General features: G+C 39.8%; 16 protein-coding genes. 14 read left to right on the plus strand and 2 right to left on the minus strand.

Going from position 1 to position 17,806, the window contains the following annotated elements:
• Positions 1-194: 194 nt before the first annotated feature.
• Positions 195-950, minus strand: a complete 756-nt coding sequence (locus ACFQRG_RS09760; RefSeq protein ID WP_380965711.1) for an IclR family transcriptional regulator — start codon at positions 948-950, stop codon at positions 195-197.
• 404 nt (positions 951-1,354) lie between these two features.
• Between ACFQRG_RS09760 and ACFQRG_RS09765 the strand changes: the two genes are divergently transcribed.
• The 13 genes from ACFQRG_RS09765 to ACFQRG_RS09825 all read left to right on the plus strand — a co-directional run bounded on the left by ACFQRG_RS09765 (position 1,355) and on the right by ACFQRG_RS09825 (position 15,239).
• Positions 1,355-2,212, plus strand: a complete 858-nt coding sequence (locus tag ACFQRG_RS09765; RefSeq protein ID WP_380965712.1) for a citryl-CoA lyase — start codon at positions 1,355-1,357, stop codon at positions 2,210-2,212.
• Positions 2,209-3,663: an aldehyde dehydrogenase family protein gene (locus tag ACFQRG_RS09770; RefSeq protein WP_380965713.1), complete on the plus strand. Its 1,455-nt coding sequence runs from the start codon at positions 2,209-2,211 to the stop codon at positions 3,661-3,663. Before ACFQRG_RS09765 ends, ACFQRG_RS09770 begins: the two co-directional genes overlap by 4 nt.
• Before the next feature lie 43 nt (positions 3,664-3,706).
• Positions 3,707-4,705, plus strand: a complete 999-nt coding sequence (locus ACFQRG_RS09775; protein ID WP_380965714.1) for a zinc-dependent alcohol dehydrogenase — start codon at positions 3,707-3,709, stop codon at positions 4,703-4,705.
• Complete coding sequence (locus ACFQRG_RS09780; protein ID WP_380965715.1) at positions 4,702-6,462, plus strand: thiamine pyrophosphate-binding protein; 1,761 nt, start codon at positions 4,702-4,704, stop codon at positions 6,460-6,462. The genes ACFQRG_RS09775 and ACFQRG_RS09780 overlap by 4 nt, the downstream gene beginning before the upstream one ends.
• 69 nt (positions 6,463-6,531) lie before the next feature.
• Positions 6,532-6,765 (plus strand): hypothetical protein, encoded by a 234-nt coding sequence (locus ACFQRG_RS09785; RefSeq protein ID WP_380965716.1) that lies wholly within the window; start codon positions 6,532-6,534, stop codon positions 6,763-6,765.
• 24 nt (positions 6,766-6,789) lie between these two features.
• A complete protein-coding gene (locus tag ACFQRG_RS09790; RefSeq protein ID WP_380965717.1) occupies positions 6,790-7,992 on the plus strand; it encodes a CaiB/BaiF CoA transferase family protein in 1,203 nt (400 codons plus the stop codon).
• Between the two features lie 370 nt (positions 7,993-8,362).
• Entirely contained in the window at positions 8,363-9,703 is a 1,341-nt protein-coding gene (locus ACFQRG_RS09795) for an MFS transporter (protein WP_380965718.1), read from the plus strand.
• A gap of 247 nt (positions 9,704-9,950) precedes the next feature.
• Positions 9,951-10,730: a type I 3-dehydroquinate dehydratase gene (aroD, locus tag ACFQRG_RS09800; RefSeq protein WP_380965826.1), complete on the plus strand. Its 780-nt coding sequence runs from the start codon at positions 9,951-9,953 to the stop codon at positions 10,728-10,730.
• 102 nt (positions 10,731-10,832) lie between these two features.
• A complete protein-coding gene (locus tag ACFQRG_RS09805; protein ID WP_380965719.1) occupies positions 10,833-12,152 on the plus strand; it encodes an MFS transporter in 1,320 nt (439 codons plus the stop codon).
• Positions 12,153-12,521: 369 nt separating this feature from the next.
• Complete coding sequence (locus tag ACFQRG_RS09810; RefSeq protein ID WP_380965720.1) at positions 12,522-13,511, plus strand: zinc-dependent alcohol dehydrogenase; 990 nt, start codon at positions 12,522-12,524, stop codon at positions 13,509-13,511.
• 201 nt (positions 13,512-13,712) lie between these two features.
• The gene (mtnN, locus tag ACFQRG_RS09815; protein WP_380965721.1) at positions 13,713-14,417 is read left to right on the plus strand and encodes a 5'-methylthioadenosine/S-adenosylhomocysteine nucleosidase; all 705 of its coding nucleotides are present in this window, start codon (positions 13,713-13,715) and stop codon (positions 14,415-14,417) included.
• Entirely contained in the window at positions 14,410-14,874 is a 465-nt protein-coding gene (locus ACFQRG_RS09820) for an S-ribosylhomocysteine lyase (protein WP_380965722.1), read from the plus strand. Before mtnN ends, ACFQRG_RS09820 begins: the two co-directional genes overlap by 8 nt.
• Positions 14,875-15,005: 131 nt before the next feature.
• Positions 15,006-15,239, plus strand: coding sequence for a YrhC family protein (locus ACFQRG_RS09825; RefSeq protein ID WP_380965723.1), 234 nt, complete (start codon positions 15,006-15,008; stop codon positions 15,237-15,239).
• Between the two features lie 103 nt (positions 15,240-15,342).
• Here the strand turns inward: ACFQRG_RS09825 and ACFQRG_RS09830 are convergent, their stop codons facing one another.
• Positions 15,343-16,734, minus strand: a complete 1,392-nt coding sequence (locus ACFQRG_RS09830) for an amino acid permease (RefSeq protein WP_380965724.1) — start codon at positions 16,732-16,734, stop codon at positions 15,343-15,345.
• A 269-nt stretch (positions 16,735-17,003) separates the two neighbouring features.
• Between ACFQRG_RS09830 and ACFQRG_RS09835 the strand changes: the two genes are divergently transcribed.
• Positions 17,004-17,792 carry an SDR family oxidoreductase gene (locus tag ACFQRG_RS09835; protein ID WP_380965725.1) on the plus strand — a complete coding sequence of 263 codons (789 nt, stop codon included), beginning with the start codon at positions 17,004-17,006 and terminating at the stop codon, positions 17,790-17,792.
• The last annotated feature ends 14 nt before the right edge of the window (positions 17,793-17,806 follow it).

The following is a 17,806-nucleotide window of genomic DNA, read 5'->3' on the forward strand; positions in this document are numbered from 1 at the left end:
GGAATATTCGAATTAACCAAATGGGGTTCCGTTTAATGGCACTTGGTTTCATTGGATGGAATATAAAGTAATCTTAAACTAAAACGATTAAGTTTTCAATAGTTATTAAAATGAAAAAAATGCCCGATATACATCATCAGGCACTTTTGGTATGTAAGATATTGTGAAAAGAATATAAAAGGGGAAGAAGACAGCTATTGCTGTTTTATATAACCCATTTTAGAAGAAATGGTAAAAGCAGAACTTTTAACAAGTTTTCTGTACTCATTTATTTTTTCTTGAGTAAATCTTATTGTTGGTCCGGCAATTGACAACGAGGCTTTAACGGTACCATGAACATCAAAAATTGGTGCTGACACAGCGGATGAACCAATCTCTTCTTCATCAATACTGTAACAGGAAAAATCCGACTGAATTTGATTTAACTCGTCAAATACCTTTATGTTATTCTCGGATTCTAAAACCTTTTTGATGAAATTTTCGTTTTGGAACGCGAGTATGGCTTTACCGCCTGAACCGAATGATAAGGGATATTTTTTACCGATTTTAACAAAATGGCTGATGGAACTAAGGCCTTTATATTGTTCCAAACAAACTCTTTGATACCCCTCTAAGATATGCAGGTTTACTGTTTCTTTCGTTTCATTGCGCAACTCTTCCATAATCGGTTTGGCAATGTTTTTTAATTCAATTGATTGACCGGCTAAAAAACCTAAATAATAAATTTTTTTACCAAGTTTATATTTAAGGGTTGAATGGTCTTTTTCTATAAAATCGTTTTGTTCTAAGGTTGATAAAAGTCTTGTTGTTGTTGATTTAGCTAACCCCAATTTGTTGGAAAACTCTGTGAGACTCAGTTCAGACTGCTCTTCATCAAAACAGTTAAGAATATCTAAAGCTCTTTGAACAGTTCTTAATCCTTGTCCTCCCTTTTCTTCTTTAGTTGACACTTTGACATCATCCTTTGTTTTTGTATCAAATTTTTTACACTTTAAGAAAGTATAAATTGGCAGCGATGTTGCTAATTCGACGCAGGGACCAATTCGCAAAAATATAACTTATTTTCTGTTATTGTACCAAAATAAATCAGGCTTTACATTCTCTGTTTATTTCTAATGATTTTTTAGGGGGCTTGATTATTCAAACTAATGCCTCTTTACATTTTTTTCACTAAATTATTGACAGCCTTTAAAACCTTATATACAATAAAAATCAAGTTCCGTTTAATGTAATTGGGTTCCATTGGTTGGAACAAAGGATTAAGGAAATGGCATTTATAAGTAAGAGCAAAATTGCTAAAGACAAATAAGATTTCCTTAATATCTGAGTAAAGTCTTAATAAAGGAGGTTCTTTATGAAGAATAGAAGTGCATTAGACGCTTACTCTAATGGAGAGGCGTGGTGGAATACGTCAATAAGCAGTATTAAAAAAAACGAAATCATTATTAGAGGGTACCCGATTGAGGAGTTAATTGGAAACCTCTCATATAGTCAAATGCTCTATTTTCTGCTTTGCGGAGAAATACTCAGCGATCAAAAGGCAAAGCTTTTTGAGAGCGTTCTAGTAGCGGGCGCAGACCATGGGCCAAGAGCTCCTTCGATTGCTGCCGGCAGAATGGCTGCTACTTGCGGTATATCATTTAATTCAGCTGTCGCTACGGGTATAAATTTGCTTGGGGATATCCATGGGGGAGCCGCTGAAAAAGGCATGAAACTTTTTTATCAGACAAATGCGATTGTAAAGGAAGACAAACAACAAAGCCTTTCCCAGGTCGTTAAAGATCAATTGGATCTATTAGAAGAAAAGAAAGAAAAGCTGCCGGGGATTGGTCACCAATTACATGACGATGACCCTCGTGTAAGAAAGCTTTATCAACTTTCTCAAAATTTAGTGGAGGAAGGCGAAATTTCAGGGGAATATTTAAGGATTGCTGAAGCGTTCAGAGGACAATTGGAGCAACGAAAACAAAAAAAGATGACGATGAATATCGATGGTGTTTCCGCGGCGGTTCAATGTGAATTAGGCATTCCTGCAGAAGCTGCAAAAGGTGTTTTTGCCTTGTCGCGCGGAATGGGGATCGTTGCCCATGCCTTTGAGGAATTGAACAATGGTGTATTAATTAAAGGCCCATGTCCAAACACAGAAGAATTGGTTCAATACACTGGACCCTCAATTCGTCACATAGAAAAGGAGAGTGAATTGCAATCATGACAATAACAAATGTCAAGTCGCTAAAAACAGCACAATCTTATATTAATGGGGAATGGATTTCTTCTGATCGAAAAACCAAGCCAATTAAGAGCCCTTATTCCGGCGAAGTGATCGGAGAGCAGTTTTTGGCAACGGACCAGGATGTTGAAAATGCGCTGGCTTGTGTTTACTCAGCTAAAAAGGATATAGCTGAAATACCAACCTTCAAACGGGCAAAAATTTTAAAAAAAGCGTCCAGCTTATTGGAACAAGAAAAAGAACGGTTTGCTAAACTCATTTCCCTTGAATTAGGAAAGCCTTTGAAAAACACGCTTGATGAAGTATCCCGTTCAATCGAAACATTAGAGCTTTCTGCTGAAGAGGCGAAAAGACTGTTTGGAGAAACTATGCCGGGTGATGTTTCTGAAAGGGGAGCCAATGCTTTTGCCGCCACTTTTCGTGTCCCTGTCGGTGTTGTGGCAGCGATTACACCGTTTAATGCACCCTTAAACCTGATATGCCATAAAATTGGCCCTGCATTTGCGGGAGGCAACAGTGTGATTTTAAAACCCGCTTCCCAGACAACATTAATAGCAACAGAGCTTTTAAAACTGTTATTGGAAGCAGGACTCCCTAAAAACGCTATCAATATGGTAATCGGCAGCGGCGGGATCGGACAAAAAATAGTAAAAGATGAGCGGACGAACGTCATTTCCTTTACCGGAGGTGTCATAGCCGGCAGAAACATTTGTGAGACAGCAGGTATGAAGAAGGTACTTCTTGAATTAGGCGGAAATGCTTCAACAATTGTTCATGAAGATGCCGATTTAGAACGCGCGGCAACACTTTGCGCCAAAACCGGCTATAGTAATTCAGGACAAAGCTGTATCTCTGTACAAAGGATTTATGTTCATCAATCAGTGGTTGAACCATTCACCCAACTTTTAAAACAAGAAGTTTCAAAAATTAAAATAGGCGATCCACTGTCATCTGATACAGATATTGGTTCTGTTGTAGATGAAAAGACCGCTGAAAGAATCATTGATTGGGTAGATGAAGCAGTCACACTTGGGGCAGAGCTTATTCATGGAGGCAAAAGGAATGGGGCGACCGTCGAACCTACTGTTTTATTAAATCCTCCAAAGAAGAGTAAAGTTGTTTGCGATGAAGTATTCGGTCCGGTTGTCAGCATTATTCCTTATGAAACAATCGATGAAGCTATTAATGAGACGAACGATTCTTCATTTGGTCTTCAAGCAGGTCTGTTTACAAACCAAATGGATTTAGCATATAAAGTTGCACACTCACTCGAAGCAGGGGGCGTTGTCATAAACGGAACATCAAACTTCCGATTGGATCATTGGCCTTATGGCGGCATTAAGGACAGCGGCATTGGACGTGAAGGCCCTCGTTATGCGATTCAGGAAATGACTGAAATGAAGATGCTTGTTTTTCAGAACCTTTTACAATGAATTGCTTATTTGAAAATATGCACAATGATTGGCGGCGATGATTTTGCTGGAACTACATTTAAAGAAACCTCGTGAATTAGAACTTAGAGAGTCCGGGGGGCAGCCATTTATTAAGGATGATGAAGTCAAAATAAAATCGATTTACGGCGGGATTTGCGGTTCGGATCTTTCGGTTTTTAAAGGAAAGCTGAATCATGCAACCTATCCTGTCCGGCCCGGCCATGAGTTATTGGGGACAATTATAGAAAAAGGAGAAGATGTCACCTATGACATCGGCACAAGGGTGGTCATTGCTCCCAATACTTTTTGCGGAGAATGCGAATATTGCTTGCAAGGAAAGTTAAATATTTGCCTGAACAAACAATCGATCGGCATCAATGCTGACGGCGGTTTTGCTGAAGAATTCGTCATTTCATCTAAGTATATCCTGCAGGTTCCCGATACTGTAACAGATAAGAAGGCGATTTTAATTGAACCTTTGTCAGTCATTGTTCATGCTTTAAAAAAGGCTCAACTAAATAGGACAAGTTCGGTTGCCATTATGGGATGCGGTACAGAGGGGATGTTGGCTGCAGCATTAGCCAACCATTTGGGAGCTAATGTAACAGTCACTGATATTAATCCATTAAAGCTCGATCTTGTCAGAAAACTCGGTGATATAAAGGCTCTCCGCCCTGAGGAGATCAGTGGAGAAACATTTGATGTAGTGATCGAAGCGGCAGGTGTAAAAGAAACTTTTGAACAAGGGGTCCAACTTATAAAACCAGGCGGCGCAATGATATTAATTGGCATGGCACGGGAAGCGAATTTTCCGGTATCACATGTTGTACGGAGTGAAGTAACGATATATGGGAGTATCATATATAACTTCCCGTTTGACTTTTCCGAAAGCCTGGAGTACCTGAGTAATAGTGAATTCTATATAGATCCAATTGTTTCAAAGATTGTACCACTCGCAGACTATCAACAAGCCTATGAAATGGCTTTGTCTGGAAACTACGGAAAGGTCGTTTTAGATTTCAAGGAGGGAAATCGGACATGAAAGAACTTGTTTCAAAACAACTAGTAAAATATCTTGAAAATTGCGGCGTAGAACATATCTTTGGACTTTGCGGCCATACGAATATTGCTGTATTGGCAGAACTAGATAAAAGTCCAATCAAATTTATCAATGTCAGACATGAACAAATTGCGGCACATGCAGCAGATGGCTATGCTCGTGCCAAAAGAGAAACAGCTGTTGTCTTAAGCCACCTGGGGCCGGGATTAACAAACGCGGCAACAGGTGTAGCTAATGCGGCGCTTGATTCTATCCCTATGGTTGTCATTGCCGGCGATGTTCCAACCCATTATTACGGCAAACATCCGCATCAAGAAATTAATTTGCATGCGGATGCACAACAATACGAAATTTATCGTCCTTTTGTTAAGCGTGCTTGGCGTGTTGATCGCGCTGACCGTTTTCCTGAAATTATTCAGAAGGCTTTTCAATTGGCGGAAAGCGGAAGGCCGGGTCCCGTATTAGTATCTGTACCTATGGACATCTTTTCGAAAGAAATTGATGTCTCCTTATTCGAGAAACTTAAACATAACACAAGGCATATTCAAAAACCATCAATCGATGATGAAACCGCTAAAAAAATTATTGAAACACTTGTTGATGCTGAAGAGCCGCTTATTTATGCCGGCGGCGGTATCATGTTGTCCAATGCATCTGATGAACTAAGGGAATTGGTTGATCATCTTAATATTCCGGTTGCATACTCCATAATGGGCAAAGGAGCCGTTTCAGACGATCACCCGTTAACTCTAGGGATGACCGGATTCTGGGGTACGAAGTTTATTAATGATAAATGCAGACAAGCAGATTATATTCTAGCTTTGGGAACCCGTTTTTCGGAAGCGGACTCAAGCTCTTGGGAACCTGAGTATACGTTTAACTTCCCGCCGACAAAATTGATCCACATTGATATTGATTCTAATGAAATTGGACGGAACTATCCGGCAGAAATCGGTGTTGTCAGTGACCTTAAGCAGGCATTAACCGTTCTTAATCGTGTTGCCAAGGCACTTTATCCAAATGGTGTGGAGCGAAATGCACAATTAAAAGAAGAGATAGCCTCTTACAAACATACATTTAAAGATAGCAATCAAGAAAACGTTCAAAGCAATGCTTTTCCTATGAAACCGCAGCGTATATTGGAGGATGTCCGGCAAGTATTGCCTAAAGATGCGTATATCACCACAGATGTAGGGTGGAATAAAAATGGTGTCGGACAGCAGTTCCCAATTTATGAAGCCGGTACAATATTAACACCTGGCGGGTATTGTACAATGGGCTTTGGCTCATCGGCGGCTATAGGCGCCAAACTGGCCCGACCAGATAAGGTTGTTGTTTCTCTAATAGGAGACGGCGGCTTCGGTCAAAATCCTTCCGTACTTGCGACAGCTTTTGAAGAAAACATCCCTGTCGTTTGGGTAATTATGAACAACAGCGCGTTCGGAACCATTGCGGGCTTAGAAAAAGCTCATTATGACACAACTTACGGCACTGTTTTTAATAAAAGCGGTGAAACATATTCACCAGACTTCGCAAGTATTGCAAAGGGGTATGGTATTGAAGGCATCACAATAGAATCCGCAGAAGAATTTAAACCTGTACTGCAAAAAGCAATAGAAGCAAATAAACCTGTTGTTATTGATGTCGCTATGGTTAATGATCCTGTCCCTACCGATGGACATTGGAACATTCTTGATATTTATTCACCTGGGAAAAAAGTTTCACATGTCACAACCTGATCAATATTAAGTATCAATACTTTAATAAAAAATGGTGGGGGATTTTCCCCCTCATCTTTCTAAGGAGATATGGATGTGGTTTCCCCGTATGATGAATTGTTTAGCACAATGGGTTATAGTGCGATAGATCTAGTATTTGGAATTAATTCTTATAAAATATCGGAAAAAGAAAAAAGAGAACTCATAAAGCTGGCTAAAATTTCAGAAAGTAACAAAGCAATAGAACAACAGATTCTAATGATCCGTGAGCAAGATATAAGTGAACCTGAAAAAAAGAATAAGTTACTTTCACTATTATATTAGAAGAATTTAGAGAAGGAGGTATTAATGATGAAACGATTACCCTTAGAAGGTGTAAAAGTATTAGACGTTTCAACAATGATCGCTGCACCTTTCGGAACAGCATTATTAGGGGATTTTGGTGCCGATGTCATTAAAGTTGAAATGCCGGGGAAAGGTGACACTTCAAGACATGTTGGCCCGTTTTCTGATAGCGAACCCCTTCGCTGGCCGGGATTGTCCAGAAATAAAAAATCGTTGACATTAGATTTGCATAAATCTGAGGGTGTTGAAGTATTTAAACAACTGGTTTCGAAAGTTGATATTTTAATAGAAAACTTCAGGCCGGGAACGTTGGAGAAATGGGGTGCCGGATATGAGGAGTTAAAGAAGGTTAATCCAAATTTAGTAATGATTCGGGTTTCCGGCTACGGTCAAACAGGACCATACCGTGAAAAGGCTGGATTTGGAACACCGGCAACAGCATTCAGCGGGTATACTTATTTGCAAGGGTTTCCCGATAGACACCCGACAAGTCCGTCATTTTCGCTGACAGATTATATATGCGGCATTTATGTGGCTTTTTCTGCGGTCACAGGGATTTATTATCGTGATGTAAATCCTGAAGGCAGCGGACAAATGGTTGATATTGCATTATTTGAAACAGTTTTTAGAATGATGGAATTCCTTGTTGCAGAATATGATCAGCTTGGCAAGGTAAGGGAAAGGTCACCGGGATTAGCGGGGCACTCCAGTCCGTCCGGGACATTTAAAACGAAGGATGGCCATTACGTTGTATTAGTAACAAGTACAGACTCAACTTTTGAAAGATTGGCTAAAGCGATGAATCGTGAAGATATGTTAACGGATGATAAATTTTACACAAACGCAAAGCGCTTAGAAAATAACGATGAGACAAATCAAATTGTTTCTGACTGGATCGGGACTATAGATAGAGATGACCTCTTAGAAAGACTTGATAAGTTTGGTGTACCCGTCAGTCCGATTTTAAGTATTAAAGATATTTTTGAAAATCCGCAATATAAAGCCCGGGAGGATATCATTGAAGTAGACCATCCAAGATTAGGAAAAATTAAGATGCCCGGCATTGTTCCAAAATTTGAACAAACACCTGGGCGCATTAGAAGCATAGCCCCTGATTTAGGAGAACATAACGACGAAATTCTTCAAAATTTGGTTGGTTTAACGGAACAAGAGATTGAAGAGTTAAAGCAAAAGAGCGTTATATAAAGACAGGATCGGCAATTGTGTACGGGGGAGGAATGTTGTGGGGAAAATGGGAACGTACTGTTTCCAGTACCTCACTTTATGATAATAAGGTTTCGGGTGTTTAATTGGTTAATATTGAAAGCGTTTAAATTAATGTCTGAGTCTCATTATTTATTTAGTATGATAAAATTAATAGGTAGTTTTAAATTTTGATCTCTTAATAGCGGGATGTTTTATCAAGAAATTCGGTCAGATTAACAGCGGAGATCTCAGCCCTTACTTATTTGGAAAGAATGGGATCATTTCTTTTCCAAAAAAAGAAAGAAAAGTCCAAAATGAAGAACATAAGGTACCAGTGTATAACGAGCTATTGTATTAAGAAGGTGAATATATGAACAAACAACATATCGGTAAAAAGCGCTGGATGATTGCGGTAATGCTCGGAATTGGTGTCATTATTGAATATTTTGACCGCACAAATATATCTATTGCAGCAAAACCGCTGACAGAAGAATTTAATTTAACTCCTGGGGAAATGGGGCTTCTTCTTTCGTCATTTGCCTGGTCTTATGCTCTTCTTCAAATCCCTGTAGGTGTATTGCTTGATAAAATAGGCGTAAAATGGATGATGCGATTAGGAACGGTCATTTGGTCCCTGGCCACATTAATGACTGCCGTTGTAAGCGGTTATGGCCTTGTCCTTTTGTCAAGGGTATTACTCGGGGCAGGAGAAGCACCATATCTTCCGGCAGCAGCAAAAGCCACGGGACATTGGTTCCCGCGTAAAGAACGGGGATTGGCTATATCAATGTTTGATTCAGAATCTAAATTGTCTAATGCGATAGGAACACCGATAGTTGCTTTGGCGGTGTCCGCTTGGGGATGGCGCGGCGGCTTCTTCATGACAGCTACCCTTAGTATATTGTTTGCAATAGTGTTTTGGATTTGGTATCGGGATCCCCATGAAGACAAACGATTATCAAAGGAAGAATATGATTACATCGTTGAGGGCGGAGCGCAAAGTACGGAGAGCGCGCCGGGAGGAACGATGAAAAACATCAAATACTTGTTAACGAAACGAAAAGTTTGGGGGATATTTATCGGTTTTGCAGCCTATGGATATTCTTGGTTTCTTTTTCTGACATGGCTTCCGGGTTACCTTCAGACAGAAATGCACATGTCAGTCATTCAATCCGGTTGGTATGCAGCAATACCCTGGATTATAGGGACGCTCTCAGAAATAATTATAGGCGGCTGGCTTATTGACCATTTAACTAAAAAGGGATATAACCCAACCCGCCTTCGTAAGACATTTTTAGTTATTGGTATGCTTCTTGGTCTCGCTGTTATCGGTGCTGTATTTACAGACAGCGCAAAAGTTGCTGTATTCTGGATTTCACTTGCTCTTGGCGGTCTCGTTATTACATCTTCCATCGCCTTTAGCATACCGACTTTTATAGCACCAAAAGGCACCGTCGGGACATTAACGGGCTTAATAAGTTTCGGAAACAATGCGATGGGGATTGCTGCTCCGATTGTAACAGGATTTATAGTAGGGGCAACAGGTTCCTTTTCTTCTGCTTTTATAGTAGCTGGAATTTTTTTAATCATTGGTATACTCAGTTACGTATTTCTGCTCACTGATTTAAATCCTATCGAAAGCCTTGATGAAAGAGAGTCAGGCAACGAACAGAGCGGGGATGACAAAAATAATATTAAAATATCCCTTTAATCAGTGAGAGATCGGAACGGTTAAAATCACTTTGTATGATTTTTTCTTTTCCGATCATCCTGCCCAGAAGAGTTTTTATCAAGACCGGCTTGCCGAGGTGCCGAAATTCTTGAGAATTCCCTCGTGTGCAGGTCGCTAATCACTCTTAAATGACCATTTGTAAGGTTGTTTAAGACGGTATAAGCATTAACTGTTAATAAATAATCAAGACTTGTACCAGTTTTTTAATATAGGTGAGGAGGGATTGATATTGGTAGAAAAAAAAATAGTCGAGGTAAGAGGAAGACAATTAGGTGCTGATAAACAACCGCTTATATGTGCGCCATTAACTGGTAATCATCAAGAGGGCATTTTATCTGAATTAGATAAGGTAATGGCTAAAAAACCCGATTTAATTGAATGGCGTGTTGATCATTTTTATCAAATTGAAAATGTACAAGCTGTAATTAATTCAGCGAAGAAAATTAGGGAAACTGCTGGTGACGTTCCAATTATTTTTACTAACCGTTCACAAAGAGAGGGCGGTCAGCCGATATCTCTATCGGAAAAAGATATTGTTGAATTGTATACTGAGATTTGTAAAACTCAAACCGTCGATATCATTGATTTTGAATTAAGCAATCAGACAGAGCATCTGCATTATTTAAGAAAAGTCTCATATGATACAGGCATAAAAATGATTATGTCCTATCACAATTTTGATTTCACACCAAGCGGGGATGTTTTAAATAAAAAGTTTTCAGAGGCAGAAGCTTATGATGCTGATATTGTCAAAGCAGCAGTTATGCCGAAAACACTTGAAGATGTTTTAAAACTATTAAATGTGACTTTACAAGCTGACAAAAAATTGAGTATACCGTTGATAACAATGTCAATGGGCGGTTATGGTTCTTTAACACGTATGTTTGGAGGCGTGTTTGGTTCTGCTGTGACCTTTGCCGTTGGTGAAAATAGTTCAGCCCCCGGTCAAATTCCGATTGAAGATTTAAAAACGGTTCTTAATATTGTTAAGAAATCTATAGGGTAATATTTTGATTTAATTTAAATTGTTAACCGAAGCTGTAAGAATTACAGCTTTCGGGCGTCTTATATGTCAGAAAATTGGAAACCGTTGAAAGGTGGACAACGCATGGGTAAAAAGCGTATAGGTAAAAAACGTTGGGTCATTGCAGCATTGCTTGCTGTCGGTGTTATTATTGACTATTTTGATCGTGTTAATTTATCTGTTGGATTAACACCGATGACAAAGGAATTTCATTTAAGCCCCGGAGAGATGGGGATTCTTCTTTCTTCATTTGGCTGGTCTTATGCTCTCCTTCAGATCCCTTCCGGCGTCCTGCTTGATAAGATCGGCATTAAATGGCTCATGCGTGTTTGTACATTTATCTGGTCTTTGGCCACGTTAATGACAGCAGTGGTCAGCGGTTATGGTCTCATTATATTGTCCAGGGTAATACTCGGGGTAGCAGAAGCACCCTATTTTCCTGCTGCAGCAAAAGCAACAGGGCATTGGTTCCCGCGCAAGGAACGTGCCTTTGCGACATCATTGTTTGACGCTGAATCAAAGTTATCTAATGCAATTGGTACCCCAATTGTTGCGTTGGCGGTCACCGCTTGGGGCTGGCGGGGCGGCTTTTATATGACTGCTATCCTAAGTTTTGTTTTCTTTATTGTATTTTGGTTTATGTACCGGGATCCTCACGAGGATAAAGGGCTTTCGAAAGAGGAGTATAATTATATTGTCGAAGGCGGTGCGCAGCAGAGTTCAGATGCCGCATCAGGCGGAACGATGAGAAATATCAAGTTTTTATTAACTCAACGTAAAGTTTGGGGCGTACTAATTGGATTTGCGGCCTATGGCTATTCCTGGTTCTTATTTCTGACCTGGCTCCCGGGTTACTTACAAACGGAGATGCATATGTCAGTCCTTAAGTCCGGCTGGTATTCGGCTACACCATGGATTATCGGATTTCTCTCCGAATTACTGATTGGAGGCTGGCTCGTCGACCATTTGACTAAAAAGGGGCATGATCAGACTCGTGTACGAAAGATCATTCTTGTTATCGGAATGGTTCTTGGTCTGGCAGTTATTGGTGCGGTATTTACTGCCAGCGCAAAGATAGCTGTATTCTGGATTTCAGTAGCTCTTGGCGGTCTCGTCGTAACCTCATCGATAGCCTACAGCATTCCAACATTTATTGCCCCGAAAGGAACAGTTGGCACACTGGTTGGCATTTGTGCATTCGGAAATAATGCGATGGGTATTTTAGCCCCGATTGTTACCGGATTCATTGTCGGTGCCACAGGATCATTTGCTTACGCTTTTGTCGTTGCCGGAATTATTTTGGTCATAGGTATATTAAGCTACGTCTTTTTGCTTACAGACTTGGATCCGATTGAAACCCCTTTTGAGCAAGAGGTTAGCAATGTTTCCAGTCATACTAATTAAAGTTTTTAGCTTTTGAAAATAAGAGATATAATTTTAGTTTGTCATAAAAGGACTCGGTTTTCATTATATGTATAGTGAAAATTGAGGCCATTTTTCTTTTTTTAAAATAAAGGGGTACTGGGACATTTATGGCGGTTGATTCGTAATGAAAGCCGTATGTTCCAGGGGCGCCTGTATTATTACTTTTATGTACATGAAAACCGATCTCTCCGCTTTAGAAGGGTTCGGTTATTTGTGTTTTGACAGCTGATTTAACTATTTTTTAAAACAAGTGTAAAATAAATATACAATATAAATCTTGTACTGCTAAAGTTATTATTAATAGTTTAAACGTCACAAACAATAAATCAATCAACGGAGGAATCGAAAATGTTGGAATTACGTCTGAATAAACCCCGTGACTTATCATTAAAAGACTCTGAACCCGTCCAGCATTTACTGGATCATGAAGTGAAAATCGAATTAATTTATGGCGGCATCTGCGGCTCAGACCTTTCTGTTTTTAAAGGAAAACTTGGCCATGCTTCTTATCCGGTTCGCCCCGGGCATGAATTATTAGGAACAATTATTGCGACTGGGAAAGACGTTAACTATGAAATTGGAACAAGGGTCGTTGTTGCTCCTAATACATTTTGTGATGAATGTGATTTTTGTTCAGCAGGCAAACCGAATATTTGCAGAAACAAAAAATCGATTGGGGTTAACGCTGATGGCGGGTTTGCTGAAGAAATCATTGTTTCATCAAAGTACGTTCTGCCGATTCCGGAAGATATATCGAATGAAAAGGCTATTTTAATCGAACCTTTGTCTGTTATTGTCCATGCTTTAAGAAAAGTTCATATTACGAAAGACTGTCATATTGCTATAATGGGGTGCGGCACTGAAGGGATGCTGACAGCTGCAATGGCCTGCTATTTAGGGGCGCGCATAACAGCTATTGATATTAACCCGTTAAAACTCGATATAGTCAAGCGCTTAGGAGATATTAGAGCAGTCAACCCTAATGAAATTGAAAATGAAACTTTCGATATAGTGATCGAAGCTGCCGGTGCAAAAGCATCCGTAGAGCAAGCCGTACAATTAGTTAAGCCGGGCGGTACAATGGTCTTGATTGGCATGACACCGGAAGCAAATCTCCCTATAAGTCATATTGTAAGAAATGAAATATCCTTATTAGGAAGTATTATTTATAACTTTCCGTCGGATTTCTCTAAAAGTTTGCAATATTTGAGAGAAGAGAAGCTTGATTTGCAACCGGTCATTTCTAAAATTGTCCCTATTAAAAACTATCAAGAGGCTTATGAAATGGCCTTGTCCGGAAACTATGGAAAAGTCATTTTAGATTTTAGAAAAGGATAGGAATCTGTTATCCAGCAAAGCAACAACCTGAATATTTATTCCTATAGCTTTGCGACGAGAAGTGGCAATACTCCATTGAATATGCTTCGGCGAAGGAGTATTACCATCACCCAAGTGAATGACATTCCAGATATGTAGAAACAAATAAAGATGAATGTTAAAATTGATTACAATAATACATTCAATAGAAGGGGAATTTCCATGAAAATAGGTCTAATCGGTGCAATGGACGAAGAAGTTAAATTGCTTAGGAGCTTAATTCAAAACCTTAAAGAAAAAGAGGTAGCGGGCTGCCGTTTTTACAGCGGGCAACTCGAGTCCCTCGATATCGTTCTGTTGCAATCCGGTATCGGCAAAGTTAACGCCGCTATGAGCACGTCGATTTTAATTCATGATTATAAGCCTGACTATATTATTAATACCGGATCTGCCGGCGGATTCGATCAAGATTTGCAAGTGGGGGATGTGGTCATTTCCTCTGAGGTTCGTCATCATGATGTGGATGCAACCGTTTTTGATTATGAATACGGGCAAGTACCGGGAATGCCGGCCTTTTATCAGCCGGACGCGTTTTTGGTAGATGTTGCCGAAAAGGCGGCTAATAAGATGGCCGACTTCAAAATTGTAAAAGGGTTAATTGCAACTGGGGATTCTTTTATGTCTGATGCAGACCGAGTGGCTTTTGTTAAAGAAAAGTTTCCGGAATTAAAAGCGGGAGAGATGGAGGCGGCAGCCATTGCTCAGGTATGTCATCAATTCAAAACACCGTTTGTTATAATTCGCTCCCTTTCCGATATCGCAGGGAAAGAGGCAGGGATTTCATTTGACCAATTCCTGGATGTCGCCGCTAAAAATTCTGCAAACCTTATTTTAAATATGTTAAAGGAGTTGAAAACACGTGGTTAAAAAAATGAACGTGGAAAGCTTCAATCTTGATCATACAAAGGTTAAAGCACCTTATGTCAGACTTGTCGGAGTCAGTGAAGGATCGCATGGAGACAAGGTTTATAAGTATGATATCCGTTTTTGCCAACCGAATAAAGAGCATATGGATATGCCTGGCCTCCATTCATTAGAACACCTTATGGCGGAAAATATCCGTAATCATATGGATAACGTGCTTGACATCGGGCCAATGGGATGCCAAACAGGCTTCTATCTTTCTATCATGAATAATGATAACTATGAAAGTGTACTTGAAGCGCTTGAGACAACATTGAATGATGTCTTAAATGCGACCGAAGTTCCCGCCTGTAATGAAGTTCAATGCGGCTGGGCGGCAAGCCACAGTCTGGAAGGCGCTAAGGAAATTGCTGAAAAGATGCTTAGCGGCAAGGATGAATGGACACAAGTCTTTGAATGATAGTGTGTTAGAAAAGGGCCAAATGCCTGCACTTTACTAAAACGTTCATGTCCATTCCCTCTTTTTACAAGAATTACATGTCAGGATTTTTATTAATCCATGTTAAAGTAAAAATAGGGGGAGGGATAAGTATGAACGAACGAGAGTTAAAGAATCTTAAACACAAAGCCATTGATTACCAACGCTTTAGTTTCATATTTATGTTTTTAAGTGTGTTTTTATATATAGGTACATTGATTCCTTTTCAAGGTAAAACTGCAGCGAAAAGCGAGATTCTCACTTTCGGCTGTTTAGGTATTATGATTATTGCTTTGCTCTTTTTCTGGAGAATGAAAGCGGCAAAGAAGAAGCTTGAACAAAACTAGTCATAGTCCATGTCAATTTGGGCTATGACTTTTTTTATTTTTATAACTGCCTTGTCCAAAAAAAAGTGAGCCTTACATTGCGTAAGCTCACTTCTTGCATTTCTTATTCTTTATTCATTATACTATGCTTTTTACCATAAGCAAAATAGATGCATAATCCAAATATCATCCAAATACCGCAAGCAATCCACGTATGAACAGAAAGCTGAGTAATTAAAAATATACATAATAGAAATGAGCAAATCGGTAAGATTGGAAAGAGCGGTACTTTAAAACCGCCTGTTGGTATGCTCTTATTTTTTCTTAAGTAAATAACTCCGATTGAAACGATTGTAAATGCAAGTAATGTTCCCATGTTCACTAATTCTGCTAGTTCAGACAATGGCACAAACCCTGCACAAAAGGCTACTAGTACTGCAAACACCCATGTACCTTTAACTGGTGTTCTATATTTTTTACTCAGCTCACACATGCTTTTCGGCAGCAATCCATCACGGCCAAGCGCGTAAAGAAGTCTTGTTCCGCCATATGACATAACTAGTATGACTGTCATCATCCCAATAATAGCACCAAGTGAAATCACGCCAGCGACCCAATCTTGATGAACAATCTGCATAGCAAAGCTAACCGGGTCACTTACATTTAGATGTGTATACGAAACAATGCCTGTCAAAATAATCGATACAACTACATAAAGTATTGTACAAATAAATAACGATCCAATAATGCCAATTGGCATATTACGTTGTGGATTCTTTACCTCTTCAGCAGCTGACGAAACAGCATCGAATCCAAGATAAGCAAAGACAACTAGGGCTGCACCGCTCATAACGCCTTTCACGCCAAACGGCATAAATGGTTGCCAATGAGATGGCCTCACATAAAAGATACCTACTCCAATAAATAAAAGTATAACGCAAACTTTAATAAATACCATGATCGTATTAAACTTCGTAGATTCTTTTACGCCAAGCGTTAATAAGAAGGCAGTTGCAAATATAATGACGATAGCCGGAACATTTACATATGTTCCATGTGCCGGATCAAAAGAACCTGAGATCGCCTTTGGAATGGAAATATTAAATCCCTCTAACAAAGCACTTAAATAAGAAGACCAGCCGGTTGAAACCGCTGCAACTGCTAATCCATATTCCAACAGCAAAGCCCACCCGACAAACCAGGCAACTAACTCCCCAAACACAATGTATCCATAGGTATACGCACTGCCTGTTACTGGTACAGATGAAGAAAATTCTGAATAACACATACCTGCTAATGCACAGACTATAGCGGCTAAAATAAACGAAAAAATGATAGCAGGTCCGGAATGCTCCGCAGCTACTGTTCCAGGAAGAATGAATATACCTGTTCCAATAATGGCACCTACCCCAAGCAGCGTTAAATCAAATGCTCCTAATGTTTGCTTTAGATGGATATTTCCATCTTTCTTTAGCAATTCTTTGATGCTTTTCTTTCTAAATAATTCATTTTTCACCCTAAAAAACCCTCAATCTTCTTGAAATTATGTAAAAATTCTACACTCAGGTTTCCTAAAAGTCAAGCAATTTTGTCGATTTATCAATACTTTTGTCGAACAATATCGCTTGCAGGAAATGCTATAGTGCCATCGAAATATTTATTATTAGGGAGTTTATTACTGCTTCTAAAGTAAATCTTGAAGAATTTCATAAAGTGAAACTTCCATAAGTGGGGGTTTTGTTCGTCCCCCGCTTATGGTTAGTGTAACAAATCGGGGGGACAAATATGGATCTTGAATTAAAAGGTAAAAATGCGCTGGTGATGGCTTCGAGTCAAGGGTTAGGCAAAGCGATAGCGGAACAGCTTGTCCGGGAAGGTGTTAATGTCATGATCGCCAGCCGGAGTGAAGAAAAGTTACAAAAGGTCGCACAGGAATTATCGGCGATTGGACGCGGAAAAGCGGCATACATAAAAGCGGATGTAACTAAAGAAGAGGATTTAAACTCAGCGGTTGTAAAAACAGTTAATCAATATGGGGGCATTGACATTCTTATCAATAATGCCGGCGGACCGCCAAGCGGCAGCTTTCTGGAGATGACTGATGAAGATTGGCAGCATTCGTTTACACTTAATCTCCTAAGCTATGTCCGTTTAATACGCCAAGCAGTCCCTATTATGGAAAAAAGGGGCGGGGGACGAATTATTAATATTGCTTCATCATCAATAAAGCAGCCGATAACTAACCTTGTATTGTCCAATACATTCAGGCTGGGAATTGTCGGACTCACAAAAACGTTAGCTGAGGAGCTCGCACCAAAAAATATTTTAATTCATACAGTTGCCCCGGGCAGGATTGCTACTGACCGGGTAGAGTATCTCGATAAAGCGCGGGCTGAACAAACGGGTCTGGCACTTGAAGAGGTCAGAAAACAAGCGGAAAAAGGCATTCCCCTGGGACGTTATGGTCAACCTGAGGAACTGGCAAAAGTCGTTGCTTTTCTTGTTTCCGGCGCTTGTACCTATATGACAGGCAGTTCAATTTTAGTTGACGGCGGCGCGATTACAAGCATTTAAAATCGTGTTCAAAA

Origin of the sequence: Scopulibacillus cellulosilyticus (assembly GCF_042665295.1) — a bacterium.
GTDB lineage: Bacteria > Bacillota > Bacilli > Bacillales > Sporolactobacillaceae > Scopulibacillus_A > Scopulibacillus_A cellulosilyticus.

Coding starts and splice junctions, on each gene's coding strand:
- ACFQRG_RS09765 (WP_380965712.1), top strand. CDS start 1,355: ATGAAGAATAGAAGTGCATTAGACGCTTACTCTAATGGAGAGGCGTGG.
- ACFQRG_RS09770 (WP_380965713.1), top strand. CDS start 2,209: ATGACAATAACAAATGTCAAGTCGCTAAAAACAGCACAATCTTATATT.
- ACFQRG_RS09780 (WP_380965715.1), top strand. CDS start 4,702: ATGAAAGAACTTGTTTCAAAACAACTAGTAAAATATCTTGAAAATTGC.
- ACFQRG_RS09785 (WP_380965716.1), top strand. CDS start 6,532: ATGGATGTGGTTTCCCCGTATGATGAATTGTTTAGCACAATGGGTTAT.
- ACFQRG_RS09790 (WP_380965717.1), top strand. CDS start 6,790: ATGATGAAACGATTACCCTTAGAAGGTGTAAAAGTATTAGACGTTTCA.
- ACFQRG_RS09795 (WP_380965718.1), top strand. CDS start 8,363: ATGAACAAACAACATATCGGTAAAAAGCGCTGGATGATTGCGGTAATG.
- ACFQRG_RS09805 (WP_380965719.1), top strand. CDS start 10,833: ATGGGTAAAAAGCGTATAGGTAAAAAACGTTGGGTCATTGCAGCATTG.
- ACFQRG_RS09810 (WP_380965720.1), top strand. CDS start 12,522: ATGTTGGAATTACGTCTGAATAAACCCCGTGACTTATCATTAAAAGAC.
- mtnN (WP_380965721.1), top strand. CDS start 13,713: ATGAAAATAGGTCTAATCGGTGCAATGGACGAAGAAGTTAAATTGCTT.
- ACFQRG_RS09825 (WP_380965723.1), top strand. CDS start 15,006: ATGAACGAACGAGAGTTAAAGAATCTTAAACACAAAGCCATTGATTAC.
- ACFQRG_RS09835 (WP_380965725.1), top strand. CDS start 17,004: ATGGATCTTGAATTAAAAGGTAAAAATGCGCTGGTGATGGCTTCGAGT.